Below are 23,708 nucleotides of genomic sequence, written 5' to 3' on the forward strand. Positions count from 1 at the left end.
GGCCGGAATCTTTCTTTCTCTTCCACCCTATAAGAACCTGCCGATTTCTTTACGCAGGGAATCCAGGTTAAAAGGCTTCGGTAGATGACTGTTCATTCCTGCTTTTCTGGTTGCTTCTACATCCTCTGCAAAAGCGTCTGCGGTCATTGCAATAATTGGGATGGCAGAAGAATCCTGGCGAGGCAGGGTCCTAATCTGGCGAGTTGCTTCATATCCATTCATATTAGGCATTTGTACGTCCATCAGGACAAGGTCGTAATACCCTTCACTAGACTGGCGGAACTGTGCTACGCCTATCGCGCCATCGGCAGCAGTCTCCACCGATGCGCCCAGTGAGGACAATAACTCAACGGCAATTTCTCTATTAAGCAGATTGTCTTCAACGAGCAGAATCCGTCTGCCTTGCAGTTGAGGCGAGGTGATTTTTTGCAAAACAGGCTGCTGGCCTGCCAAATAACGCTGAATTCCTGAGCACAAGGTGGATTTAAACAAAGGCTTTTGCAAGAAGCCGTTGACACCAGCACTTTTTGCCTCCGCTTCAATGTCCACCCAATCATAGGCGGAGGTAATTAAAATAGGCACATCTGCATCTGCCTGTCGTCGAATCGCAAGGGAAGTCTGCACGCCATCCATACCGGGCATCTGCCAATCCAGCAGTACGAGATTAAACTTTTGACCTGACAGACGTTCCTGCGCCACCGTCTTTACAGCATCGGCTCCGTTCCAGCACCAGAGGGCTTCTGCGCCCAATTCCGCAAGGGTCTGTGCCAGGTGCTTGCACACGTCGATATCGTTATCTACCACCAAAACTTTTAGACCTTCACAGCTGATTGGTTCCCACCCAAGGGAGTCAATTTTTAAGGGCAATTCAACACAGAAGGTGGTTCCTTCGCCTAGTTGGCTTTTAACGCTGATTGTGCCGCCAAACAGTTCGGTCAGTTTATGGGTAATTGCCAGTCCCAGTCCGCTGCCTTCGGTTTTGTCCACACGGCTGTCGCGCTCACGCGTAAAGGCATCAAACAGATAGGGCAGAAACTCAGGCTTAATGCCCATGCCAGTATCAGAAAAGGTAAAACGAAACAGGGAAGATTCTGGAATTTCACAGGAAAGCTCTTCAATTTCAAATGTAATTTTGCCGCCTTCTGGTGTAAACTTGGAGGCGTTCGATAAAATATTAATAAAGATTTGACGCAGCCGCAGAGGATCGCTGAACAATTCTTCATGCTCTACATGCAGAAGACGGACATCAAATTGCTGTTTTCGTTCCTTGACGGTGGGCTGCATAATCGCCACGACGTTTTCCAGTATGCTAGGCAGCGACACATGTTCCAAATTAATCACTATATTGCCGCTTTCAATTTTCGACATATCCAGCACGTCGTTGATGAGACCCAAAAGGTGCTGAGAGGACAGGGCGATTTTTTTCAGGCAATCTTGTGTTTTCGTCGGGTCGTTGATGTGCATCGCCGCAATCTCAGTCATGCCGATAATTGCGTTCATGGGTGTGCGGATGTCGTGACTCATTTGCGACAGAAAATTCGACTTTGCCCGATTGGCGCTTTCTGCCAGTTTCAGTGCCTCTGAAAGCTTCCGCTGCATTGCCTTGAGATCAGTGATATCCGTATATATCGTATAGATGACAGGAATCCCTTCAAATATTTCGTCGGTGAAGCGCCCCGTCACTCGTATCCAGGTCGTCTTTCCACTTTTCACTTGCATGGGACATTCAAATTCATAGCCAGGTTCCTGCTGCTGGTATGCTTTTGTGATGATTTCCCCCATAAGGGCGACGGCGTCGGGATCGTTTTTAAAATATTCGTCCACGTGATTATGAAATAACGCCTCATATTCGTCCTTTGTATAACCAATCAGCCGATAAAAATAGTCGTTAGCCCAGAGGACGGTAAAATGCTCATCAAAGAGGTGCTTGCTTACACTGACGTTCATGAGCGTCATAAAAGCGTTATACTCATAATCCATTACCTTGTTCGCATAGTTTTTTATCATTTATACAGTCTCCTTATTACAGTGTAACACTACAGGTATTTTTTCTCGTATTCTCCAATAGGGATCGGTTTGCTGAACAGAAAACCTTGGACTAGTTCCACGCCGCATGCCCGCAGCACATCCAACTGTTCTACCGTTTCAATTCCTTCCGCTACCACCTCAATGTGCATTCTCCTGCAGATTCCTATAATTGTTTCCACGACGGTCCTTGCCTTTGCGTTGTTGGCCACATCGTCTATCAGACTTTTATCCAGCTTGAGAACATCGAAATCCACTTTAGATAGCAGTGCTAGGTTGGCGTACTCCGTTCCAAAATCGTCGATGGAGACTAAAAATCCTTCCTGCCTGAGTGCTTGAATCAGATTCTGCAGATCCAAAAAGTCTGCCACCTGGGCAGTCTCCGTAAGCTCTACCTCCAGGCAGTGTTTTTCTACGCCATACTTCTGGCACAAGGCAGAAAGCTGAGCAACAAAGTCTGGCTGAGAAAGAGAGCAGCGGGAAAAGTTGACCGAAATGGGGAGCGTGCGTACGCCTCTCTTTTGCCATTCCTGCAGCTGCACACAAATTTGTTCAAAAACATAAAAATCTATCTGACTAACTGTCTGACTCTCCTCCAATAGCGGGAGAAAATTGCCCGGCAGCACCAGAGAGCCGGAGCGTGAATAATAGCGGATCAGAGCTTCTGCACCCACGGCGGAACCCTGAAAGGAGACTTTAGGCTGCAGATAGACCACAAATCGATCCTGGAGGATTTCCTCTCGCAGAATTTCCGGATCTGAGAGTCGCAATACCTCGTCACTGTGATGACGATAACGTTTGCTGGCAGGATTTTTGCGATAAAAATCCTTCTTGTCCTCGTACATCTGTGCATCGGCATCGGCCACAAGCTGCTGTACATCCTGATACTGGGTGGTCCACTGGGAGCCAATTGCAGCGCGGCAAAGCCCGCCGTTTCTAAAGCGGCTGCGCAAAATAGAGACTTGATACTCGAAAGTGTCTCGATCCAGATTTGGGCAAATAATGACAAATTCATCTCCGCCTATACGATAGAAGTCAGCCGCTTGAAAGACTTCTCGCATCTGTCTAGCACACTCCGCCAGCACCTGATCTCCAAAAGCATGTCCTTTTTGGTCGTTGATATCCTTTAGGCCGTTTATATCCAAATATACGACCCCCATTGGACCAGACATATCGGAGAGTCTGCTGCAGTCCTCCATGTACCGATTGCGATTATAGAAGGAAGTGAGAGTATCATAGTAGCTCAAATGATATAGTTTCTGCTCATCCTCTGTGCGGCGGTAGGCAAGCATAAGGAAATAACACAGTGTCTGTAACAGCGATGCGATGCTCCTTATGCGCTCCGGCGGCGGGTTGTCCACGCCTACCAGGCCAAAAAGCTGGCCATCCAGTTCCATAGGAGCGGCTACAAGGCTGTGGATACCTTGGCCGTGCAATAGCTGGTATTCTTCTGGATAAGTTTGCCGCAGCTCTTCCAGGTCCTCTAGTATCACGCACTCCTGCCTGCTAAAGGCAGGCTGCCAGCTTTCGATGGAGGACATTGGAAGCGCCTGGAGCATCTCCTGCTGGGGAGAAACGCCGTCTCTGCACCATTCATAATCATTGTATAGCAAGTTGTCGCGCACTGTTGCCAGGTAGGCGCGGTCTGCAGCTAAAAATATGCCAAGGTCCTTTAGCACAGCTGGAATGGATTTTCCGATATCCTGTTCCCGGTACAAAGTGCGTACACACGCCATAATCATGGATTCTGCGTCCAGAGCCGTTTTTAGAGACTGCTTTTCCGCCTCTGTCTCCGTAATATCAAAGGCAATCTCTAACCGCGCAGAACGTCCTTCCCACTGAATCAGACGGTCTTTCAGCAGGTAGTGCCTTTTAGTGAGCGGGTTAGTAGTCTCCCAGGTATAATTCTCCCCGGATTTAAGAAAAGAGGTCGTACAGAAGTCACAAGGAGCGTCTTTTCCCTGTAGAGCTGTGTAACACTTCTGTCCGGATAGCTCTGTAATACCAAAGGTTTTTCGTCCCGCTTCGTTTATGTACAGCAGTTCGTAGGTTATTGGATCGGCAATATACATCAGTTCAGAGACCTGATCCATCGGAGCGCGCAAATCCTGAGACATCTGTTCTAATTTTTCACTTTCTACTCTGTTGGCATCCTCTGCTTGAATCAGCACCTTCTGTCTGCGAGACTGTATCCAAGCCAGCAGAGCCGCTAGCAGCAGAAAAACAGCGCCAAAGACAATCAGGATTAACTCTGCCTGCTGTACCTGTTTCTCTGCATAAATCTCCGCAGCCAAGACGGCTTGGTCTGCCAAAGAAAAGTAGTTTTCACTGAGTGTATAGAGCCGTGTGCCATTCGCCCCCTGGCGTACTGCTCGGATTTCGTCCTTTAAACTATCCCATTGCGTCTGCATCTGATCGATCAGTTCCTGATAGTCATCGTCATCAAGATATTCCAGGCTGTTTTTTCCCTTGCCGGAAGCAAGTTCTGTAAGGATGCCATCTAGCCGCTGAAACAGCCTATCGTTGGGCTCTCCATGCAGTTCCTGCTTGACCAGCCGCTGGGTAGCTCCCCGCACTACGCCCGTATAATTGATGATCCGTGCATTTCCCTGAAGGCTATGGATTGTCAAAATCGAGAGCAGGCTGGAAACAAGTAACGCTATGGTGAGAAGCGTCGGTATAATTCGTCTTTGCATTACATCGCCTCCGATTAATTAGATTATTGTTCTCTAGTATCAGTTCATCGAGCAAAATACCTTGCTCATGTATATATGTCTTTGCGTTTTATTATAAAGCATTTAGCTGAATAAATAAAGCCCGGTTCAAAAATATTTCTCTATGTCAACGGCATTGCTTACAAAAGATCTAAAAAAGAAGTGCAGATTGATTTCGGTCTTGCCAGCAAGTATAATATAAAGTAATGAATCGAACTCTTTTTAGAAGAAGTGGAGAATGAATATGAATAGAGGAATTACCCGCCGTGAACGTGAAGTAACAGACAGAGATGAGATGATAGAAATCCTGAAAAAATGCAGGATTTTGCACTTGGGCCTCGTAGATGGCGATACACCTTATGTGGTGCCCATGAACTACGGCTATACCATGGAGGAGGGCAAGCTGACCCTGTATCTGCATGGAGCAACCCAGGGACGCAAGATTGAGGTGATGCGGAACAATCCAAAGGTATTTTTTGAAATGGAGTGTGATGTTCTAGCCTTTGACGGAAACGCAGCCTGCCAATACGGCACCTCCTACGCTTCTATTATGGGAGAAGGCAGGGCGGAGATTTTAGAAGATACGGAAGAAAAGAAAGAAGCTCTCTCCATTTTCATGAAATCTCAGACGGGCAAAGACTTTGTCTTTCAGGACAAGATGGTTTCTGTGGTTCATGTAATCAAAATACATGTCGCAGAATATACGGCAAAACGGCGGCCGCTGCCGCCTGCAATGCAGAAAGCGACAGAATAGAGGAGGAATCTGAGCATGAGCAAATGTACATGGTGTCAATCTGACATCCTTTCAGAAGCCTATCACGATGAGGAGTGGGGTATTCCGCTCCACGATGACCGTAAACACTTTGAATACTTATTGATGGAAGTCATGCAGTGCGGTCTAAGCTGGAATTTAATGTTAAAGAAGCGGGAGACTTTTCGAATGTGCTTTGACGATTTTGACTATGATAAGATTGCGTTATATGACGAACAAAAGATCAGGTCCATCATGCTGACAGAGAATATGATCAAGTCGGAACGAAAGATTCGCGCAATTATCAACAACGCGATACAGTATAGGAAGATCATAGACGAGTTTGGCACTTTTGATGAATTTCTATGGGCCTACAGCAAACACAAGACCATTGTATATCAAAGTCATCAAAAACAGCATGTAGCAAGCAACGAGCTGTCTGACCTAGTGAGCAAAGAATTGAAACAGAGGGGATTTAAGTATCTGGGTTCGATTACGGTTTACTCCCATCTGCAGGCCTGCGGTATCATCAACGATCACGAAAAGAAATGTTTTCAATATCAATATATTATGGAGAATTATCCTGTGGAAATTCAAGAATGAAACGAAAAGGACTGTCTGCATAACTGTATTACCGTATACTGCGTAAACTATCGCGTTTATATACAAGTTTCCGCGAGCAACAGGGATGAGTTATTTAATGAGTTGCAGAACAGGAAGAGCAATATTGGGGAACGATGAAAGAGAAAAGAAAACGTCCGCTTGATAAATTTGCTAAGACTTTAGATAACATCTGTACGATTGGACAGATACTCTGTTTTATTACTCTTTTTATTCTTGTAATTTTGTCATTTGCAAGACCGTCGGCTATAATGAGGAATACACAAGGAATAAACCTAAAGAGACAGCGCTCTAACAAAAGAACGCCCTCTTTAGGTTTATTCCTTTCTTCCATTCTCTATTCTCTATTCTCTATTCTTTAACACATCTACCGGTGCCAGCTTTCTGAGCCGTCTCATTAGAACAATACGAATCATCAGATAAGACAAGAGGATGCTGATATAGACGATTCCATAAAGTACAGGCGGCCAGGTCATATCGATTCCACAGGCTACGTTAGCGATGAAGAACGGATAGACGGCATCCATGAGCAGCTTCGCTATGGGGATGACAGCCAGAGCGCCTACTGCAACCAAAAGGAAGTTGCCGTCAAGATAGAGTTTGCGGATTTCTCGGCTTCGATAACCGAAGATTTTCATCAGCGCGATACTTTCTGCAGACCTATTTACCATGACCTTCATCATCTGATACATGACAATCAAAAAGAGCATCAAAGCGACCGTAATCAGCATGGTTACCAGTGGTGCCATGATATCCATGAAAATTTCTGCACTTTTTTTGATATCATCTTTGGTAGTGACAGAATAGAGCCTGCCTGCATCTATATCCAATTCACGATTGGCATAGACCACATTGTAATAATCATCTTCCTGGCCGAAAAGGGCACGCATACTATCCAAATCCATGAAACAGGAAAGTCCCACCGAATAAGGAACGACCTCCTTTACAGTAAATCCAAAGTCCCTCTCATTGATCTCATCGCTGAAGAGAACCTTGTCGCCGGCAGACAGACCGTACTTTTTGGCGACAGAAGAAGATATGCTGATTTCATTCTTGCGCTGGCTTTTGATAACCGGAAAATATGGGTTTGTTTCGTCAATTCCGATGAAGCTGACTTCCTTATTATAGCCGTATACTTCTTTCTTCAATCCTTCTACATAAGCGCCATGTCCGTCAGCAGGTATAGTTTTGTCGGGGTATTTGTACTGATACATATAGGTATACTTCGTGTCCTGGATATTCTGTACTTTTACGTTATGGCAAAGGGCATAGCAATTGAGGCCCAGTATTAAAATCAGCAGTGAAACGAACATGCCGGCAAGGACGGCCAGACAACTGCGTTTTTCCCGCAGAAACTGCCTTATTTGAAAGGCTCTCATAAAACCAAAACCGGACAGCTTTACTTGATTGACCTTTTTGACCGGCTGCTCTTTGCGCAGCAGAGAGAGTGCGCTGCGGTTCAGTCTCTTTCGGATGACTAATTGGTTGACGGCAAAAGCAATCAGCGGTGGCAATAGAAGTCCATAGGCGAGCAGATAAGGGCTGTAGGCGATTTCCACCGCAGGGATTGAGAAATAGGTGCGTGATTGATCTGCCATCAAATAGATGCCAAAGTCTGAGTAGCCCAGCGCTGTTCCCAGGATACCGCCGAAGAGGCACAGCACGACAGGCAGCATGGTGTAGTGGAGCATGAGCTGACGACGTTTTGCTCCCAAAGCATAAAGGGCGCCAATCACGGTGCTTTCACGATCGATAGAGTGGATTACGAAGACAGAAATCACGTAAGTAATCAGAATCAAGACGACGATGCCAGCCATAATGCCGATGTTAATATTGACCTGCACATCGTTGTTGGCACCTTTGATTCTTGGATTATCTTTCCCTAGGACGAAATCTGTAAGATTGTGAATCTCAAAAGGAGCGTATTGATTCAGCAAACCATTTGTCTTTGTTTGCAGCGCTTTTGTTGCCGAATAAAATGCACTGCTATTCTCATACAGTGATTTTGTAGTGTCTGTCAAAGCTTGAGATCCCTCTGCAATCTGTCTGAAGCCGTCAGAAATCTGAGAAACACTGTCGGCGTAGGCTGAAATACTGTTGTCTAGTCGTTCATATTCCTTTCGCAGATGTGTCACTGCATTGCCCAATTTCTTAAGATCGGCATCAAACTCTTTTAGGGCTTTGGACAAGGAGGCCATGGAAATATCAAAGGCTTTGAAGTTTTTGCTCAAGTCTGCAGAGCCTTTTGCGGCTTCTGTTAAATATGTGCTGACATCTGTCAAATAAGATTCCATGGTGCCAAGCAGAATCTGCGCATCATGCGACAGCGCTGAAGGATTCATCCCCGCATCTCTTAGAGTCGATTTAGCCATCGACTCAAAATTAGCAAAGGTTACTTGGCGGGAACGCCTCTGCAGAGTAGTATCCAATTTCTGCGTACCTGTCAGAAGGCGAGCAGACACATCACGCATCTTTTGAATAGAAGAAGAGGAGAAAGAAAGCTTGTTTACTGCTGATTCCAGTTTTTTCAATGCAGAGAGAATTTCTTTAGAGCCACTCGTCAGACTGCCGTTATTTTGCTGCAGCGCAGAAAGACCTGCGTATACCTGCTGTATGCCGGTATTTAAGTCAGTTGATCCATCGGAAAGGCCTTTCAGGGCGTCGTCTATTTCCTCTGCGCCCTCAGAAAGCCGCTTAACATCTTCAGAAATTTCTTCCCGACCGGCAGACGAATCTTTCACCATCTGTCTAAAGTAGGGGTTCTTTACCTGGTTTGGGACAATTTGAATTTCTGCTAAGTAGTCCTGCAATTGGGCAGCTTTTGCACCGCGGCCCAGACGATAGCTATAGCGGTATTCTTCACCGCGCATAATTTCCTTGCTGGATGTCAGCTTTGCATAAGCCTCTGGTGTCACAAAGGCGGTGCCAAAGGCTTTTCCATCTGCGGAAACAGCGGACATGGTCTGCAGACAGCAGTCATAGTCAGGGGAGGTGGCGATGCCTGTAATCGTATAATTTGTGCCGGAGACAGACAGCGTATCGCCAGGCGAAAGGCCGTGAGCGTCAGCATAAAGCCGCTCGAGAACAATCTCCCTGTCAGCTGCCGCCTGATGGCCTTGTTCCAGTTCTAAAAGATTGATTTTTTTACGATTCCTCATAACCCGCAGGATGGAATCGTCTTCCATTGCTAGATCAAGTGAGAAACAGGCCTCCAAGGTAATACCCATGGCTTCAATCTCTGAAATTGCGACCGGATCTAAAGGAAGAAACAGACCGAACTGACCGTCTTCCAGATGGTTTTTCGCTGCTTTTTGGTTCACTGTCGTTATGACACTTTTTGCTGAAGCCACGGTGCTGATTACAATGAACATGGAAAGCACAATGAGCAAAAAAAGGGTCAGATAGCGGAACAGATTGGCTTTTAGATCGCGCACGGTGCGCCTGAGCAATATCTTCTGCATAGCGGCCTCCTTTTACCATTCCAGCTTTTCAGCAGGAATTCGATTGGTATTAACATATTCTTCATAAATCTGGCCGTCTCTGATTTTGATGACTTTATGTGTCATGCTGCTGATGATATCATTGTGGGTAACAATCAGCATGGTGGTTTTAAATCTCTGATTAATATCTTCCAAAAGCTGCAGTATTTCTTTTGCTGTTTTAGAATCCAGAGCGCCAGTCGGTTCGTCGCAGAGAAGCAGCTTTGGCCTTTTAATCAAGGCGCGAGCCAAAGAGCAGCGCTGCTGCTGACCGCCGGAGAGCTGAGAAGGAAATTTACTTCGATGTTCGGTCAAACCCAGAATTTCCAAAAGCTCGTTTATATCCAGCGGTGATTCTGAAAGGTAACTGCAGACTTCAATATTCTCCTGCACTGTCAGGTTTGGAATCAAGTTGTAAAATTGAAAGACAAATCCTAAAGTATCGCGGCGATAGTCCGAAAGGGCGTCCTGCGACAGAGTCGTGATGTCTCTATTCTCGATTTGTATACTGCCGCTGTCAACTGTATCCAGGCCGCCGACAGCATTTAGAAGAGTAGATTTACCGGAGCCGGATGGCCCCAGGATCGCGCATATTTGGCCTTTCTGAACTTGTGTAGTGATGCCGTCTAATACCTGGACGAAGCTGCTGCCTTCGCCGTAGCTTTTCTTAATGTTATTTATGGTTATGTACATCATAAAACCTCCTCGAAATAAAATAACAATGTTATGTTAATGTTATTTAAAAAGGACTCTGTGGTCCTTCATATAGTTTATATTGTGCTCTCTGAAAGCAGAGACAGCATGCCGCCACGCAGAAAGCGGGTAATAATTTTTAACTGTTCTTTCGCTCGCGGCTCGTCGAAATCGTGGGAGAGGATATGGATGACGGAATCAATCAGCATATGGGAAAACCAGTGAACCGTACACTCGTTAAAGATGGGGCTGTCTGAAGAATCAGGCGCAAGTGTTTTCAGCAATAAAATTGTTTGGCGGTTCATCAATTCTGTCAGCTGCTCAAAAAATTCCTTTACTGCCGGATGCTCTTGATTGTCTAAGACGATGTTAACTAGTATTTTGTTCCGGTAATAGAACTCTATAAATTCCTCTCCGGCTCGTACATCTTCTCTTTCGTCTGTAATCAGTTCCTCAGCGTCGCTGGCAAGTTCCGTTTCGTAGTGCTCTTTCATCAAGGTCAGAACATTGTTCGTCACCGGGGCGACAACGCTAGTAAACAAATCTTCTTTATCTTCAAAAAAGAAATAGAGCGCTCCTGTAGTGACGCCAGCTTTAGCACAAATGCGTCGCAAAGAAGATTTTTGGTATCCATGTTCTGCAAATTCACTAATTGCAGCTTTTATAAGATTTTTTTGCGTGTCCTCTGATACTGTGCCCGCTTTTCTCGACATCTGCTCACCTCCAAGTAAATAACAATGTTATTTTAACCCGGTAGAGATGAATTGTCAACTGAAAAAACCAATTGGGCACCAAATGACTATATGTATTCAAATACATATTGATTTTTCTCAGCTTATATGGTATAGTTTGACTAACAAGGAGGAATTCGCATTGAAAAAACGAGTGGAATGGATATGGAATCAACTTGAGAAAAAGCTTACAGCAGAACAAGTATTTTATCTGTTGCTTATGTTGCTGTTCTCTAGTTATTTTGAACATAAATTAATTGGTCATAATCCTGACGTTAACCTTTCAGAAGGAGACTTAAGAAGCTTGTTTAAACAAGTACATCCGGCAGCCCGTCGATTTGCTGAAAGAGTGGATTGGAATACGATAGACTGTGATCTTGAAGTGCAAGTAACAATACAAGAAGTAAGACGAACCTTCTCTTATTTTATGTTAGAACAAAATAATACCTGTGCAGAGGAACAGCAATTAATTATTGAGAAATTTGACATCTTGCTCAGCCTTATATTAGAATTAGCAGGAAATATGGGATTATTTGTTGCTACGCCTAGCAGTACTGTGCATTTAATAACAAAATTATTGAGGGAATCTAAACCAAATGCTATTGCAGATTTCTGCAGCGGATCAGCTGCAGTTGGATTAAAATTATGGAAACATTATAGTAAAAATGACAGTGAGAGGTTCTTGTATTGCACTGACATTGATCCGATTCTTTGTGACATAGCGACGGTTAATTTATGTGCACATGGTGTACAAGCTTATAAAGTTGAAAAACGAGATTTATTGGCAAATCCGCAAAAGGTCCATCCCAGACTATTTGATCTTCTTGTTATGGACATTCCACGAGGGAGAAATAAAAGTCTTCCTAATTATGAGAATGATCCTCGTATCAGTGACATTAAAATAAGCAATATTTATTCAGATTGGATATTTATCCAAGACGCACTGTATCATTTAAGCAATCATGGTCAGGCAATGATTCTGGCCACAACGAGTACCTTAATTCGCGCAAATGAGAAGCCCTTGCGTGAAGAGATTATATTAAAAGATTGGTTAGAAGCTGTTATTACATTACCGCCTAATTTATATTCTAATACAAGAACAGGAACTGAACTTTTAATTTTTAATAAGAAGAAGCGTGCTGAACGACAAGGCAAGATACTATTTATCGATATTAGCAAGTATTATTATCGTCAACAGAGAAATGCATATGCCATATCTGAAGAAGGTCTTCAATATGCTTGTGAAAGTTTCTTGAATTATAGGGACATTGTGGGAATTAGTGCAATTCAAGAGACTAGTATGCTAAGCCCTAACACTTGTTCCTTTAAACCGTTGCAATATATACAACAAAGATCAGAGTTACATGATCCGCAATCTGTTCGCCTTGAGGATATTTCTAAAATAGTGAGAGGCGCACAAGTTGCATCAGTAAACGATAGTACAGGGAATGGCGATGCCTATTTTATCAATATCAAAGATATTCAGGACGGCAGAATTATATATGAAACTGCTGAAAGAATCGACCCTGCACATCCAGCATATCGAGAGAAATTTCGCATTTGTGAAGATGATATTCTAATAACGTCCAAAGGTACTGCGATTAAAATGACCATTGTTGAAAACGATCCTCCGCTAGCATTTATAAGCGGCAATATTACGATAATTCGTGTAGATAACTGCAAATATGATCCATATGTGCTTTTTGAATATCTTAATTCAGAAACGGGCCAAGTCAATTTAGACCGAATCCAGTCAGGCACGACAATAAAAATATTGAGCAATGGAAACCTAAAAAATCTACAGATACCTTCTTTTGAACTGCTGAAAATGCAAGAAGTGGGTAAACAGTTAAAGGAAAATAGAAACGAATTTTTCAGAGTATGGCGAGAGTTAATCAATAACTATCAGGAGAAAAAAAAGGAGTTGTCAGAACTGATATTTAAGGAGGAGTAAAAGATGGCCAAGGCATTTATTAGCTATAGTACAAAAAATAAAACATTAGTGCAGGTTTTTAATGAATTTCTACAATTAGGTATGGGTGTGAATAAAGATGATATTTTCTGTACTGATTTTTCAGAATCTCTAGCTACTGGTAGAATTTTTTCTGAAAGAGTAAAAAAAGAATTAGCAAGCTGTGAAATTGTTATTTCTTTAATAACAGAAGAATATCTACAGAGTAAATATTGCTTAGTAGAAATGGGAGCTGCCTGGGGAATGAACAAACATCACTTTCCTCTAATTTCAGTGCCTTTTGAGCAGTTAAGCGACACGCCTTTGCAGGGAATGCAGATGCGAAGATTAAACGACAGCAGTGATATTAGTATGGTTTATGACGAACTGCTTGAATATGACATTAGAAAAAAATCACAAACCGCAGAGTTTAATAAGAGACTTCCTGGCTTTATAAAAGCGGTTAATAAAATATGTGATTGTGCAAAAGTGAATTTGCAATGACTGGATAAACATGGTAAAATGTAGACAAATATTAGTAGAAAGAGGGCGAATGATTATGAATAAAGAAGTTTTAGATTTTGTCATGGAAAAAACCCATGAGCTGATTGACGCTGCAACCTGCAGCAGTGAGACAAAGGCGGCGGCAGAAAGCTGGCTGGCGGCAGTAGGAACAGACCGAGAGGCAGAAGAAACAAAGAATTATGTAGCCGAGCTGGAAGAAGATATCATGCCTATTGACACTTTAATCGCCTTTGCAGAATCCGACGCAGGAGCGCAGGTTTTTGGAGCAGATGCCGCAGGTGTAGCAGCCCACGCAAAAGAAATCAAGTCTGCGGGAGCAAATTATTGCGACTGCCCAGCCTGCAATGTTGTGGCTGAAATCCTTGAGAAAAAGGAACTGCTTCTCAAATAAAAGCCACAATAATTTAATCATTTCTTTTATAAACTAGCGAATGCCGATGTAACCTGCTTTTATAGGTTTTGTCGGCATTCGTTCTTTCGTCAGATGCAGTTAGTACATATGATCTGGATCATTCCCGCCGCGTACTTTTTAGATTACTCTTATACGATAAAAAAGTTAGTCTGTTTCATGTTTTTAATTTCATCTGGGGTAAGCTGGAGCTTGCTTACGAGGTAGTCCCTATCTGTGATAGGGACCTTGGAGGCTAGAGTTTTAATTGCATTTGGCTGATAGAAAAAGGTGATTGTAGAAATCAAGCCAATTTTGTAGTATTGATCTTTTGTGAGGAAGGGCATGCAAAATGTCAGCAGATCAAAGGGCGGCGCCGTATTGTAATAGACAAAGTATGTGCTGGCATCAGTGTAGGTAACATGGCCATTATAAATAAAGTCCGCATCATAGAAATTATTCTGATCATTCACATCAAAATAGAACATTGACTTCATAGATACATTGTCATTTTCAATGACGTGGCAATGTATTTTGCGTTCTCCGCCTTTATACCAATATAAATAGAGCCGGTCCATAAAGTATTTTTCATAGCGAGCGGCGTGAGAACCTTCTTTTTCGACAGTGCCTGGCAATAAGGATGCAATATCAATCTCTAAATAGCGGCACCAATCGATGAGAACTTCTAAATCTATTGAAATTTCCCCCTTTTCGTACTTTCCAACGGTAGCGAGACTTTTGTTGAGCACTTTAGCGAGATCACTTAAGGTAAGCTGTTTCGCCTTGCGGTAAGTCCGAAGCTTGAGTCCGAGAGTCTCATAAAATGAATGATCCAATAAAATGACACCTCCTTTTTGTCTGCATAAACAAAGCACAGAAACATTTTATATTATTTTAACATTGATTATCCGTCTTTGCCAGCGGATTTGTCGAAAATTTCTCTTAATAATAGAAAAAGCGTTAAAAATAAAGGTGTTTGATAACTGATTAAATCGAAACCCTGAATAAAAACACAATTTATCGTATTACGAGAATTTTATGAATAAATTTTGCATTGAGAGTAAAACGGTGTGATTTTAACTGCAGCAGAAGTTAAGTTATAATTCTTAACAACAAAGCTTTGGAGTACTTACTACTTATGAACACGATAAAAGGAGAAACGATCATGAGCACTGACTCAAAGTTAAAGAAGAATATTTGGAAGCTAGTTCTATTGACTGCTGCAGGTTCACTGATTTACGGACTGCCGTACTTTCGATCATACTATTATGACGCATATCTTGACGTTTACAATTTAAGCAACACACAGATGGGGATGTTTGGCTCCATGTTTGGAATCTTCGGTGCAATTTCTTATCTATTCGGAGGCGTATTAGCAGACATCATATCTCCGAGAAAGCTATTGTCTGTTTCGATGGTCTTATCTGGCTTAGCCGGTCTGTTGCACCTGTTGAATCCTAGTTACGGTATGCTTCTGGTGATTTATATGGTATGGGGATTCACAAGTCTGTTTGCATTTTGGCCAGCTCTGTTAAAAGCACTGCGGGGTTTAGCCAGTGAACATGAACAGAGCAAAGCCTATGGTTTTATGGAAGGCGGAAGAGGTGTCGTTAACGCTATCCACTTGGCAATTACTTTGGCAATTTTTAATTATTTTAGTAAGACCGCCAGCAATTTAGCGGGATTAAACGGAGTTATCATTTTTTATTCCGCCATCGTGATTTTATTGGGCATTTTTATCTTTATCCTGATGAAAGAAGAGAAAATGGAGCGCAGCGGAGAGAAATTCAACTTTGGACAAGTTCTTACCGTGCTGAAAATGCCAGCTGTTTGGATTCTTTCACTGATTCTTTGCTGTACGTATACGATGAATATTGCCTTTTACTATTTCACGCCTTATGCAACGTCTGCATTTGGGGTTACAGCTACAGGCGACGCCATGGTGACCATGCTGGCACAGTATATTCGTCCATTTGCATCGGCTGGCGGCGGTATCATAGGCGACAAATTAGGCAGAGGATCCACAATGGTAGTCGGTTTTGGACTGATGGCTGTCTGCACTTTTGTCATTGCACTAATGAACGGCATGTCTACACCAATGTTTATTATTGTCTGCGCTGTCATTTACTTTGGTATGTATTTTAATTACGGACTGGTATTTTCCATGATGGACGAAGGCGGTATTCCTACCAACGTGGCAGGTACGGCAATCGGAGTTGTCTGTACCTTAGGATACCTGCCAGAGGTTTTCTGCCCGATTATTGCAGGTCGTTTCTTAGACACTTATCCAGAAACCGGGTATCAATACTTTTTCATATGTGTTGGCGCTATGCTGGTACTCGGTATTTTTGCTCTGGGTCTTTGGAAGAGACATCTGAAAAAAATGGGAACTCTAAAAGTCGTATAAGAAGCGCTTGCTGGAAAAAAGGAAAACTTTAATATAAGAAGATAGGAATCATGAGGAGGAAAAATATGTTAGTATTAAGAAACGCAAGGCTGATTCAAGAATTGACAGAAGGATATGAAGATGGGCAGGGAGATATCGTCATAGAAGACGGTGTGATTCAGGAAATCAGGCCAGCGAAAACCGTTACAGCGCCAGAAGAAATGACCATGGACATGACAGGAAAAACGGTAATTCCGGGACTGATTGAAGGACACCTGCATTTGGATCTGTGTGGTATGGACACTTGGGAAGAAAACGTGCAGCCAGATGCTTACCGGACCATGCGTTGCTTACGTTTAGCGCAGGATAATTTAAGAATGGGCTATACCACTGTCCGAGATTTGGGCGACCGCAATAATATCGTGCTCAGCGTCACAAAAGGCATTCGGGAAGGGATGGCCGTAGGACCTGATATCTTAGCCAGCGGCATGATATTGTCGCCGACAGAAGCTGGCAACGATTTCTTTGGCGGGATGTATACCGAAGCGGACTCACCGGACGAATTTACAAAAGCGGTCCGTCGCCAGTATCAGCTGGGAGCAGATTGGATTAAAATTATGGGAACTGGCGCGATTATGAATCCAGGTGCAGTTCCAGGCACGCCGATTCTCTATGAGGAAGAATTGCAGGCAGCCTGCCGGGCAGCCGCATATGTGGGCCTGCCAGTAGCCGTGCATTGCCACGGCGAAGAAGGTACAAAGATGTGTATTCGCTGCGGCGTCAGAACTGTAGAACACGCTTCGCTGCTGGATGATGAATGTATCAGGATGTTCAAGGATAGTGAGCAGACTTTTCCGATGCTGACACTGTCGCCAAACGTTAACTTTCTGGAGTTTTCTGAAGGCAAACCGAAGCACTATGTCGAAAAAGCAAGAAAAATGTGGGAAAGACAGCGTGAAAGCTGGCAGGCGTTACGAGAGGCAAAAGTTAAAATTGGTTGGGCCACGGACGCAGGGGTTTACGAGGGCAGCCACGGAAACGGTATTTATGAGTTCCGTGCAAGAGTTAATATGGCAGGATTTACGCCCCTGGAATGTTTGATACAGGCAACCAAAAACAATTCTGAGATTTTAATGATTGATGATCAAGTGGGGACAATTGCCTGTGGCAAGAGGGCAAACCTAGTGGCCTTAGAAGGCAATCCGGACGAAAATATCGAAGTATTGAACCAAGTCGCACTTGTATTAAAAGCTGGCCAGGCTGTGCAGCGATAACTAGTGAAATAGGAGTGTATAGAGGAGTTAAGTCTTCTATACACTCGTTTTTAATTTGGGCCTGTTTGGAACATAGTTTATGAAAAACATGGTTACAGAAGTGAGAGAAGTGATATAATGTTATCAGCTAATCAGTATTATCGTGGATATCATATTGTCGACGATGATGGATGATATAAATAATTTATGCAATTACTTCGTGTGATTTTGAAGAAAGAGATGCATTGCAGAGATGAGCAGAAAAGTAAAAAATAGGGGGATAAAATGAAACAAAAATTTGCAGTTGTGACAGGGGCGTCTAAAGGTATCGGTTTTGCTGTTGCAAAGTTTTTGCTTGCAGAAGGTTATATCGTCTACGGGCTTTCGCGAAAGGCTGGCAGCTTGGAGGGAGTAAGATGGCTGACCTGCGATGTGACGCAGAAGGAGAGCGTAGAGAGCGCCTTTGCCCAGATCATGGAGGAGGCAGGGCGAGTGGATCTGCTGGTCTGCAATGCGGGAATCGGCATTTCGGGAGCGGCGGAATTTACCTCGGCAGAAGATTATACACGTCAGATGGAAGTCAACTTTGTGGGCACAGTCTGCTGTGCATTGCAGGCCGTGCCTTTGATGCGTGAGCAGAGAGCTGGCAGAATACTCTTCATTTCGTCGCTGGCGGCCATTTTCCCTCTGCCTTTTCAAAGCTTTTATTCGGCCAGCAAAGCTGCGGTCAACGCTTTCAGCGATGCGCTGGGACTTGAACTGCAACCCTTTGGGGTAGAGACCTGCACTTTGATGCTCAACGACGTAAGGACAGAATTCACAGATAACCGCCGAAAAACCGCAGAGGGCGACGCCGTCTATGGCGGCAGAATCAGCGCATCAGTAGGGAAGATGGAAAAGTCAGAACGAAACGGCATGTCACCTGATCAAGTAGCAGAGACGGCGTGTAAACTGCTTAGAAGAAAACATCTGCCCTCTCATAAGATTGTAGGCATATCTAACGAATTTCTCGGATTTTTGTGCCGCATATTGCCGACAAACCTGATGCTGTATCTGCTGGGAAAAATCTACGGCTGATGATTACGAAAGGAGCAGGGTATGACGCTTTACCCATGGTATGTATTTATTACGGTAGCAGAACAGAAAAGCTTTGTAAAAGCTGCCCGCATATTGAACGTTACACAATCAGCGGTGAGCCACACCATCGCGAAACTGGAAGCGGAGTACGGCTATTTCCTCTTTGTTCGAAATAGAAACAACGTGGAACTGACCACAAACGGAAAGCTGATGATGCCCTATGTGCGCAACCTGCTCGCATGTATGGAGTCTTTGGACCAGGAAATCGCCAACCTGGGCAATATCAGCAAAGGACAGGTGAAGGTGGCAGCATTCAACAGCGCAACCCTGTCCTGGATTCCGGAGATTTTGAAGGAATTTCAGAAGGAGTATCCCGGTATCAGAGTGATTGTAAGACAGGCAGGGGATAAGAATATCCAGCGCATGATTCAGGCGGGAGAAGTGGATCTGGCCTTTGTCTCAAAAGACATGATAGACAGTAATACTCTGTTTTTTCCGCTGCACAAGACGCCCCTGGTCTGCCTGACACCGAAGGAGTATACGCCGATCAACGGCAAGAGTATTACGGCGGAAGATTTGAGAGGAAAGCCTCTGATTCTGCAGTCAGAAGGATATGATACGGAAATGATTAAGTTTTTACGACAGAACAAACTGCCTGTCAAAGCTGATTTTAGAATCGAAGTAGATGCGACTTGCCACGCCTATGTGGAGAAAGGCTTCGGCTTCTGTATTGCACCGCTGATGACCTTTCACTGTAACCCGAGAGACGTGAGCGTGTGGCCCATCGAACCTGCTTACATGCGTATCATTGGCCTAGTGACCGTCTTCCCCGATTTTATTTCTCCTGCTGCCAGCCTGTTCAGAGACCGCATTATCAGATATATGTCTGAGTCACAATTGATGAACGTATAGAATTGTATTACAAAAAACTGCTTCAGTTTAAGCCGCTGAGGCAGTTTTTTTGTCCTCAAAAGGCCAATGCATGAGAATTTACTCAACTTAGCATGATTTCTTGATGTATCTGGCTGCTGGCGATTTGCAAGGGTGCGTTACGCAAGATTGGATAAAATCGCTCTTTCGGTTACGGAGACTGCCCGGTCAAAGGCGGTTTTGCGTAACTGCAGCCGCCTGGGCAAGGGTGAGTTACGCAGATTGGGCTGATTTGGAGAGTTTTGTTAAGCAGCCCGCGGCAGAGTGCCTGCAAATGCGTAACAGCCCCAGCCTGTGCTAATGCCAGTTACGCAGATTGGGCTGATTTGGAGAGTTTTGTTAAGCAGCCCGTGGCAGAGTGCCTGCAAATGCGTAACAGCCCTAGCCTGTGCAAGGGTGAGTTACGCAGATTAAGCTGGTTTGCGCAGTTTTGTTAAGCAGCCCGCGGCAGAGTGCCTGCAAATGCGTAACTGATGCACGCTAGAGTGCTATGTCAGAGCCAATAGATGAGTAATTACTCATGTTTACATGGTTATAAATGCGCTTTTCTACAAGAAGAAATGCGCTTATAATAATGATAGCGACAGAAGATTCAGATAATTGGACTAAAAACACAAGGAGGTTATGATTATGAGTGAATTTTCAAAAAGAGTTTCTGTGATGGCAAATGAGGTGAAGAATTTAAAGGTTTTGACGGAGTCTTTAGTCTCGCCTGACATCATTTCTTTTGCCGGCGGCGCACCGGCAAAAGAAGCTTACCCCTTTAAAATCATCGGCGACATTGCCAAGGAAGTGTTCCAGCCGGACGCCAGAGGGTTCGGATCAGTGGTTTATGGAACGACCATGGGCGTAGTCGCCTTAAGAGAAGCTGTGCGAGATATTCTCCTAAAGCCCCGCGGCCTTGATGTGGATATCGACAACATCATGATTACGGCGGGCGGTATCCAGCCGATCAATATGCTGTGCCAGCTGTTCATCGACCCCGGCGATACCATTTTAGTGGAGACGCCTACCTTTGTGCACACCAGCATGATTTACAAGATGTTTCAGGCGAATCTGGTGCCATGCGAAATGGATGATGACGGACTGGTCATCGCTGACGTAGAAGCGAAAATCAAGAAATACCACCCGAAGATGATCTATACCGTGCCGACTTTCCAGAACCCGACAGGTGTTACCCTCGCACAGGAGAGGAGAAAACAGCTGGCGGAACTGGGCAGCAGATATGACATCATCATTTTGGAAGATGACCCTTACAGAGAAATCAGATACAGCGGTGAGGAACTGATTCCAATCAAAGCCTTTGACCAGACCGGAAACACCATCTTCGCAGGCAGCTTTTCCAAGATTTTCTCACCGGGCAGCCGGCTGGGTTTCATGGTGGCAAGTGACGAATTTATGGATAAACTCTGCAACATCAAGCTGGGCACGGACACCTGCACCAATACTATGACCCAGACCATCGCCGGCGAATTCTTTAAACAGGGGCATTATCCGCAGCACCTGGAAAATTTGAAAAATTTGTATAGAAGCAGAAGAGATGCTATGGTAAAAGCTTTAGACGCTTACTTTCCGGAAGGGACAAAACATACCTATCCTGACGGCGGGTATTATGTATGGGTGGAACTGCCGAAGGAACTGGATACAGGAAAACTGGCGCCGGAAGTGGCAGAGAAGCTCAACGTCTGTTACGGAGACGGCTCCATCTTCTTCAGTGAAGGAAATCCGGAAGGTGCGGGCAGCAACTGCATGAGAATGAACTTCAGCGGGCAGCCCGAGCAGGTTATCACCGAGAATCTTGAAAAACTGGGCAATTTTTTCAAAGAGAAATTAGAGCAGGGAGGCACATCATGTTAAATCGTTTGAGAGAAAAGTTTGAGAAGGGCGAACAGGTCATCGGTACATTTTTCTGTATGAGCAACGTGGCGGTGATGGAGTGCCTGGGCTATACGGGGCTGGATTACGTCATCATCGACACGGAACATGGCGTTTTTGACACCCAGCCCATGAGCGACCTGATCAAAGCTGCTGAAAACGGCGGTATCACGCCCCTGGTTCGCATCGCGGATGTGACCCACAAGGAAATCCAAAGAGCCGTGGACAATGGCGCGGGCGGTCTGATTGTTCCGTGCCTTCGGGATATCGAAGACATCAAGAAGCTGGTCGACCTGGCAAAGTTTGCCCCTATCGGAAACAGAGGCTTCATCAAAAGCCGTGGCTGTGGGTTCGGCAATGAGCCATGGGCAGCGGGGACGCTGGAAGAGTACATGGCAAACAGCAACGAAAAGGTTTTGGTGCTGCCTCAGTGTGAAACTGTTGAGTGCCTGGAATCCATCGAGGAGGTCGTCGCTATAGACGGTGTGGATGGCATCTTCATCGGACCTTTTGACCTGTCTATCACCATGGGGATTCCCGCTAAGTTTGACAAACCGGAGTTCAAGGCGGCGGTGGGTCGCATTTTGGAGGCCTGCAAGGACGCTGGAAAGCCGTGCTTTATCTTTACCAACAACGCCGAGGAATCCAGGAGATACCTGGACGCTGGCTTTGACGCAGTAGCAAACAGCATCGACTCGGTAGTCATCACGGAGGCGTACCGGTCCTTCGTGAACAAAATCCGCGGCTAGCGGATGGGAAAGGAGGAAAAAATGGAAGAGAAAAAATATCCTCTCGTATTCAGGGGCAGTAAAGGAATGAGTTTGATTCCCCTGGTCGTCATGATTGCCTTCGCAGTCTACTTCTTTGGATTTGCGGGCGTTTACGACACCTTGGCGCTGGCGCTGGGGGGACTGGTGGCACTGATCATCGGCAGCTTCTTTGCTAAAAATATTATATCTTTTTGGGACGCAGCCATCGGCGGTATGGCTGACGAACTTGGCAATGTCCTCGCGCTGATCCTGCTGGTAGTCGGCATCTTCGGCAAGATGATGACGAGAGGGCATATCGCTGAAGGCTTTGTCTGGATCGGCGACTCCCTCAACGTCAGCGGCAGCACCATCTGCGTATTTGCCTTTATCGTTACTGCCATCATCGCAACATCCACGGGAACGTCCATCGGTACGATTTTGACCATGGTTCCCATCTTGATGCCTGTCGCTGCCATTATGGGAGCCAACATGAACGTTTTGATCGGCGCGATTATGAGCGGCGCGCTGTTTGGGGACTCCATCGGTCCGGTATCTGACGTCACTATCGCATCGTCACAGACCCAGGAGTTCAGGGGCGGCAGCAGGCCGGATATTGGCGGTGTGGTGAAAGCCAGGATCAAATATTCCCTCATCGCGGCAGCCCTGTCCATCGTGCTGTTCTTCGTATTCGGAGGCGGCGGAGAGATGACGGCAGAGAGCAAAGCATTGCTGACCCAGTATTCCGATCCGAAGGGGCTCTTGATGCTCATTCCGATGATCGTTCTGCTGTTGGTTGCTTTTAAGACAAAGAGTATTTTCCTGGCGGCTACTATCGGCATTGTCACTGGCACGATTGTGGGCCTGGTTTCTGGCATCATGCATCCGTCGGACATATTGATGGTGGAGGACGGCGCTATGAGCGGCTTTATCATCGACGGCATCAACAATATGATCGGAACGGTTCTGGCGGTATACATGATCGTGGCGATGATCGGCATTCTCAAGAGCTGCGGCATGATGGATTCCATAGTCACCAAGCTGACAAACAGCAAAGCCGGCAAAAGCCCGCTGGGTGCAGATCTGATGATCGCACTGGGCACGGCGCTGACCAGTCTGATGCTGGGATCCATGAACGGCCCTTCTTGCTTGATGTACGGACCCATTGCCAACGAAGTGGGCAAAGGCGCAGGCTTACATCCTTATAGACGTGCGAATCTGTTGGCCTGCTTCTCATCGACCCTGCCGACTATGAATCCATTTTCCAGCGTATTCGTTATCTTGACTTTGGGCGGTGTCAGCGGCGTAGTTGAGCAATATAGCTTTATCGATCCAGTCAGCCCGATGTCACTGCCTGGCGGCATGTTCTACTGCATGATGTTCCCTCTGGTATTCTTCGTTACCATGTTCACCGGCTGGGGGAGAGAATTTGAAGGAGAGAACGGGGAAATTGTGAAGAGAAGAAGTAAAAAAGCTGCATAACCCTCGTTAGTAAAATAAGTGAAAGGCATTGTCCGACAGTTATAAGACAGTAATTGGACAGTGTCTTTTTCTTTTTGCTGC

General features: G+C 45.0%; 18 protein-coding genes. 12 read left to right on the forward strand and 6 right to left on the reverse strand.

Annotated features, from left to right (window positions below; all coding sequences use genetic code 11):
- Positions 1-27: 27 nt before the first annotated feature.
- Together BN6539_RS07740 and BN6539_RS07745 are read right to left on the reverse strand one after the other, a co-directional pair.
- Positions 28-2,007, reverse strand: coding sequence for a PAS domain-containing hybrid sensor histidine kinase/response regulator (locus BN6539_RS07740; protein ID WP_067536107.1), 1,980 nt, complete (start codon positions 2,005-2,007; stop codon positions 28-30).
- 29 nt (positions 2,008-2,036) lie between these two features.
- Positions 2,037-4,721 carry a sensor domain-containing phosphodiesterase gene (locus BN6539_RS07745; protein WP_067536110.1) on the reverse strand — a complete coding sequence of 895 codons (2,685 nt, stop codon included), beginning with the start codon at positions 4,719-4,721 and terminating at the stop codon, positions 2,037-2,039.
- A 262-nt stretch (positions 4,722-4,983) separates the two neighbouring features.
- On the opposite strand from BN6539_RS07745, the gene BN6539_RS07750 reads away from it, so the two are divergent.
- Both BN6539_RS07750 and BN6539_RS07755 read left to right on the forward strand, forming a co-directional pair.
- A complete protein-coding gene (locus BN6539_RS07750; RefSeq protein ID WP_227142718.1) occupies positions 4,984-5,493 on the forward strand; it encodes a pyridoxamine 5'-phosphate oxidase family protein in 510 nt (169 codons plus the stop codon).
- Between the two features lie 15 nt (positions 5,494-5,508).
- Positions 5,509-6,093, forward strand: coding sequence for a DNA-3-methyladenine glycosylase I (locus BN6539_RS07755; protein ID WP_067536113.1), 585 nt, complete (start codon positions 5,509-5,511; stop codon positions 6,091-6,093).
- Positions 6,094-6,455: 362 nt separating this feature from the next.
- Here the strand turns inward: BN6539_RS07755 and BN6539_RS07760 are convergent, their stop codons facing one another.
- From BN6539_RS07760 to BN6539_RS07770, 3 genes are all read right to left on the reverse strand, one after another.
- A complete protein-coding gene (locus tag BN6539_RS07760) occupies positions 6,456-9,572 on the reverse strand; it encodes an ABC transporter permease (protein ID WP_067536115.1) in 3,117 nt (1,038 codons plus the stop codon).
- 12 nt (positions 9,573-9,584) lie between these two features.
- Positions 9,585-10,286, reverse strand: a complete 702-nt coding sequence (locus BN6539_RS07765; protein WP_330385061.1) for an ATP-binding cassette domain-containing protein — start codon at positions 10,284-10,286, stop codon at positions 9,585-9,587.
- A gap of 74 nt (positions 10,287-10,360) precedes the next feature.
- Entirely contained in the window at positions 10,361-10,996 is a 636-nt protein-coding gene (locus tag BN6539_RS07770) for a TetR/AcrR family transcriptional regulator (RefSeq protein ID WP_067536120.1), read from the reverse strand.
- A 160-nt stretch (positions 10,997-11,156) separates the two neighbouring features.
- Here BN6539_RS07770 and BN6539_RS07775 point away from each other — a divergent pair, with 160 nt between their 5' ends.
- Genes BN6539_RS07775 through BN6539_RS07785 form a run of 3 tightly spaced genes read left to right on the forward strand, consistent with a single transcriptional unit; the run spans position 11,157 to position 13,881 of the window.
- On the forward strand, positions 11,157-12,968 hold the full coding sequence (locus BN6539_RS07775; RefSeq protein WP_067536124.1) for an N-6 DNA methylase: 1,812 nt from the start codon (positions 11,157-11,159) through the stop codon (positions 12,966-12,968).
- A gap of 3 nt (positions 12,969-12,971) precedes the next feature.
- The gene (locus tag BN6539_RS07780) at positions 12,972-13,469 is read left to right on the forward strand and encodes a toll/interleukin-1 receptor domain-containing protein (protein WP_067536127.1); all 498 of its coding nucleotides are present in this window, start codon (positions 12,972-12,974) and stop codon (positions 13,467-13,469) included.
- Positions 13,470-13,524: 55 nt separating this feature from the next.
- The gene (locus BN6539_RS07785) at positions 13,525-13,881 is read left to right on the forward strand and encodes a molecular chaperone Hsp90 (RefSeq protein WP_067538163.1); all 357 of its coding nucleotides are present in this window, start codon (positions 13,525-13,527) and stop codon (positions 13,879-13,881) included.
- A 149-nt stretch (positions 13,882-14,030) separates the two neighbouring features.
- Here BN6539_RS07785 and BN6539_RS07790 read toward each other — a convergent pair whose 3' ends face one another.
- Positions 14,031-14,714: a helix-turn-helix domain-containing protein gene (locus BN6539_RS07790; protein WP_067536129.1), complete on the reverse strand. Its 684-nt coding sequence runs from the start codon at positions 14,712-14,714 to the stop codon at positions 14,031-14,033.
- A 302-nt stretch (positions 14,715-15,016) separates the two neighbouring features.
- Here BN6539_RS07790 and BN6539_RS07795 point away from each other — a divergent pair, with 302 nt between their 5' ends.
- The 7 genes from BN6539_RS07795 (at position 15,017) to BN6539_RS07825 (ending at position 23,627) form a co-directional block, all read left to right on the forward strand.
- On the forward strand, positions 15,017-16,285 hold the full coding sequence (locus tag BN6539_RS07795) for an MFS transporter (protein WP_067536132.1): 1,269 nt from the start codon (positions 15,017-15,019) through the stop codon (positions 16,283-16,285).
- A 65-nt stretch (positions 16,286-16,350) separates the two neighbouring features.
- Positions 16,351-17,538, forward strand: a complete 1,188-nt coding sequence (locus tag BN6539_RS07800; protein WP_067536135.1) for a metal-dependent hydrolase family protein — start codon at positions 16,351-16,353, stop codon at positions 17,536-17,538.
- Between the two features lie 264 nt (positions 17,539-17,802).
- Positions 17,803-18,594 carry an SDR family oxidoreductase gene (locus tag BN6539_RS07805; RefSeq protein ID WP_067536138.1) on the forward strand — a complete coding sequence of 264 codons (792 nt, stop codon included), beginning with the start codon at positions 17,803-17,805 and terminating at the stop codon, positions 18,592-18,594.
- 21 nt (positions 18,595-18,615) lie between these two features.
- Complete coding sequence (locus tag BN6539_RS07810; protein WP_067536140.1) at positions 18,616-19,506, forward strand: LysR family transcriptional regulator; 891 nt, start codon at positions 18,616-18,618, stop codon at positions 19,504-19,506.
- 648 nt (positions 19,507-20,154) lie between these two features.
- Complete coding sequence (locus BN6539_RS07815) at positions 20,155-21,381, forward strand: aminotransferase-like domain-containing protein (protein WP_067536143.1); 1,227 nt, start codon at positions 20,155-20,157, stop codon at positions 21,379-21,381.
- Complete coding sequence (locus BN6539_RS07820) at positions 21,375-22,148, forward strand: HpcH/HpaI aldolase family protein (RefSeq protein ID WP_067536146.1); 774 nt, start codon at positions 21,375-21,377, stop codon at positions 22,146-22,148. The genes BN6539_RS07815 and BN6539_RS07820 overlap by 7 nt, the downstream gene beginning before the upstream one ends.
- Before the next feature lie 21 nt (positions 22,149-22,169).
- Positions 22,170-23,627 (forward strand): Na+/H+ antiporter NhaC family protein, encoded by a 1,458-nt coding sequence (locus tag BN6539_RS07825; RefSeq protein ID WP_067536149.1) that lies wholly within the window; start codon positions 22,170-22,172, stop codon positions 23,625-23,627.
- Positions 23,628-23,708: the final 81 nt, after the last annotated feature.

The sequence above is a fragment of the Emergencia timonensis genome (assembly GCF_900086585.1).
In the GTDB taxonomy this organism is placed as follows: domain Bacteria; phylum Bacillota; class Clostridia; order Peptostreptococcales; family Anaerovoracaceae; genus Senimuribacter; species Senimuribacter timonensis.

Coding starts and splice junctions, on each gene's coding strand:
- BN6539_RS07740 (WP_067536107.1), bottom strand. CDS start 2,007: ATGATAAAAAACTATGCGAACAAGGTAATGGATTATGAGTATAACGCT.
- BN6539_RS07745 (WP_067536110.1), bottom strand. CDS start 4,721: ATGCAAAGACGAATTATACCGACGCTTCTCACCATAGCGTTACTTGTT.
- BN6539_RS07750 (WP_227142718.1), top strand. CDS start 4,984: ATGAATAGAGGAATTACCCGCCGTGAACGTGAAGTAACAGACAGAGAT.
- BN6539_RS07755 (WP_067536113.1), top strand. CDS start 5,509: ATGAGCAAATGTACATGGTGTCAATCTGACATCCTTTCAGAAGCCTAT.
- BN6539_RS07760 (WP_067536115.1), bottom strand. CDS start 9,572: ATGCAGAAGATATTGCTCAGGCGCACCGTGCGCGATCTAAAAGCCAAT.
- BN6539_RS07765 (WP_330385061.1), bottom strand. CDS start 10,286: ATGATGTACATAACCATAAATAACATTAAGAAAAGCTACGGCGAAGGC.
- BN6539_RS07770 (WP_067536120.1), bottom strand. CDS start 10,996: ATGTCGAGAAAAGCGGGCACAGTATCAGAGGACACGCAAAAAAATCTT.
- BN6539_RS07780 (WP_067536127.1), top strand. CDS start 12,972: ATGGCCAAGGCATTTATTAGCTATAGTACAAAAAATAAAACATTAGTG.
- BN6539_RS07785 (WP_067538163.1), top strand. CDS start 13,525: ATGAATAAAGAAGTTTTAGATTTTGTCATGGAAAAAACCCATGAGCTG.
- BN6539_RS07795 (WP_067536132.1), top strand. CDS start 15,017: ATGAACACGATAAAAGGAGAAACGATCATGAGCACTGACTCAAAGTTA.
- BN6539_RS07800 (WP_067536135.1), top strand. CDS start 16,351: ATGTTAGTATTAAGAAACGCAAGGCTGATTCAAGAATTGACAGAAGGA.
- BN6539_RS07805 (WP_067536138.1), top strand. CDS start 17,803: ATGAAACAAAAATTTGCAGTTGTGACAGGGGCGTCTAAAGGTATCGGT.
- BN6539_RS07810 (WP_067536140.1), top strand. CDS start 18,616: ATGACGCTTTACCCATGGTATGTATTTATTACGGTAGCAGAACAGAAA.
- BN6539_RS07815 (WP_067536143.1), top strand. CDS start 20,155: ATGAGTGAATTTTCAAAAAGAGTTTCTGTGATGGCAAATGAGGTGAAG.
- BN6539_RS07820 (WP_067536146.1), top strand. CDS start 21,375: ATGTTAAATCGTTTGAGAGAAAAGTTTGAGAAGGGCGAACAGGTCATC.
- BN6539_RS07825 (WP_067536149.1), top strand. CDS start 22,170: ATGGAAGAGAAAAAATATCCTCTCGTATTCAGGGGCAGTAAAGGAATG.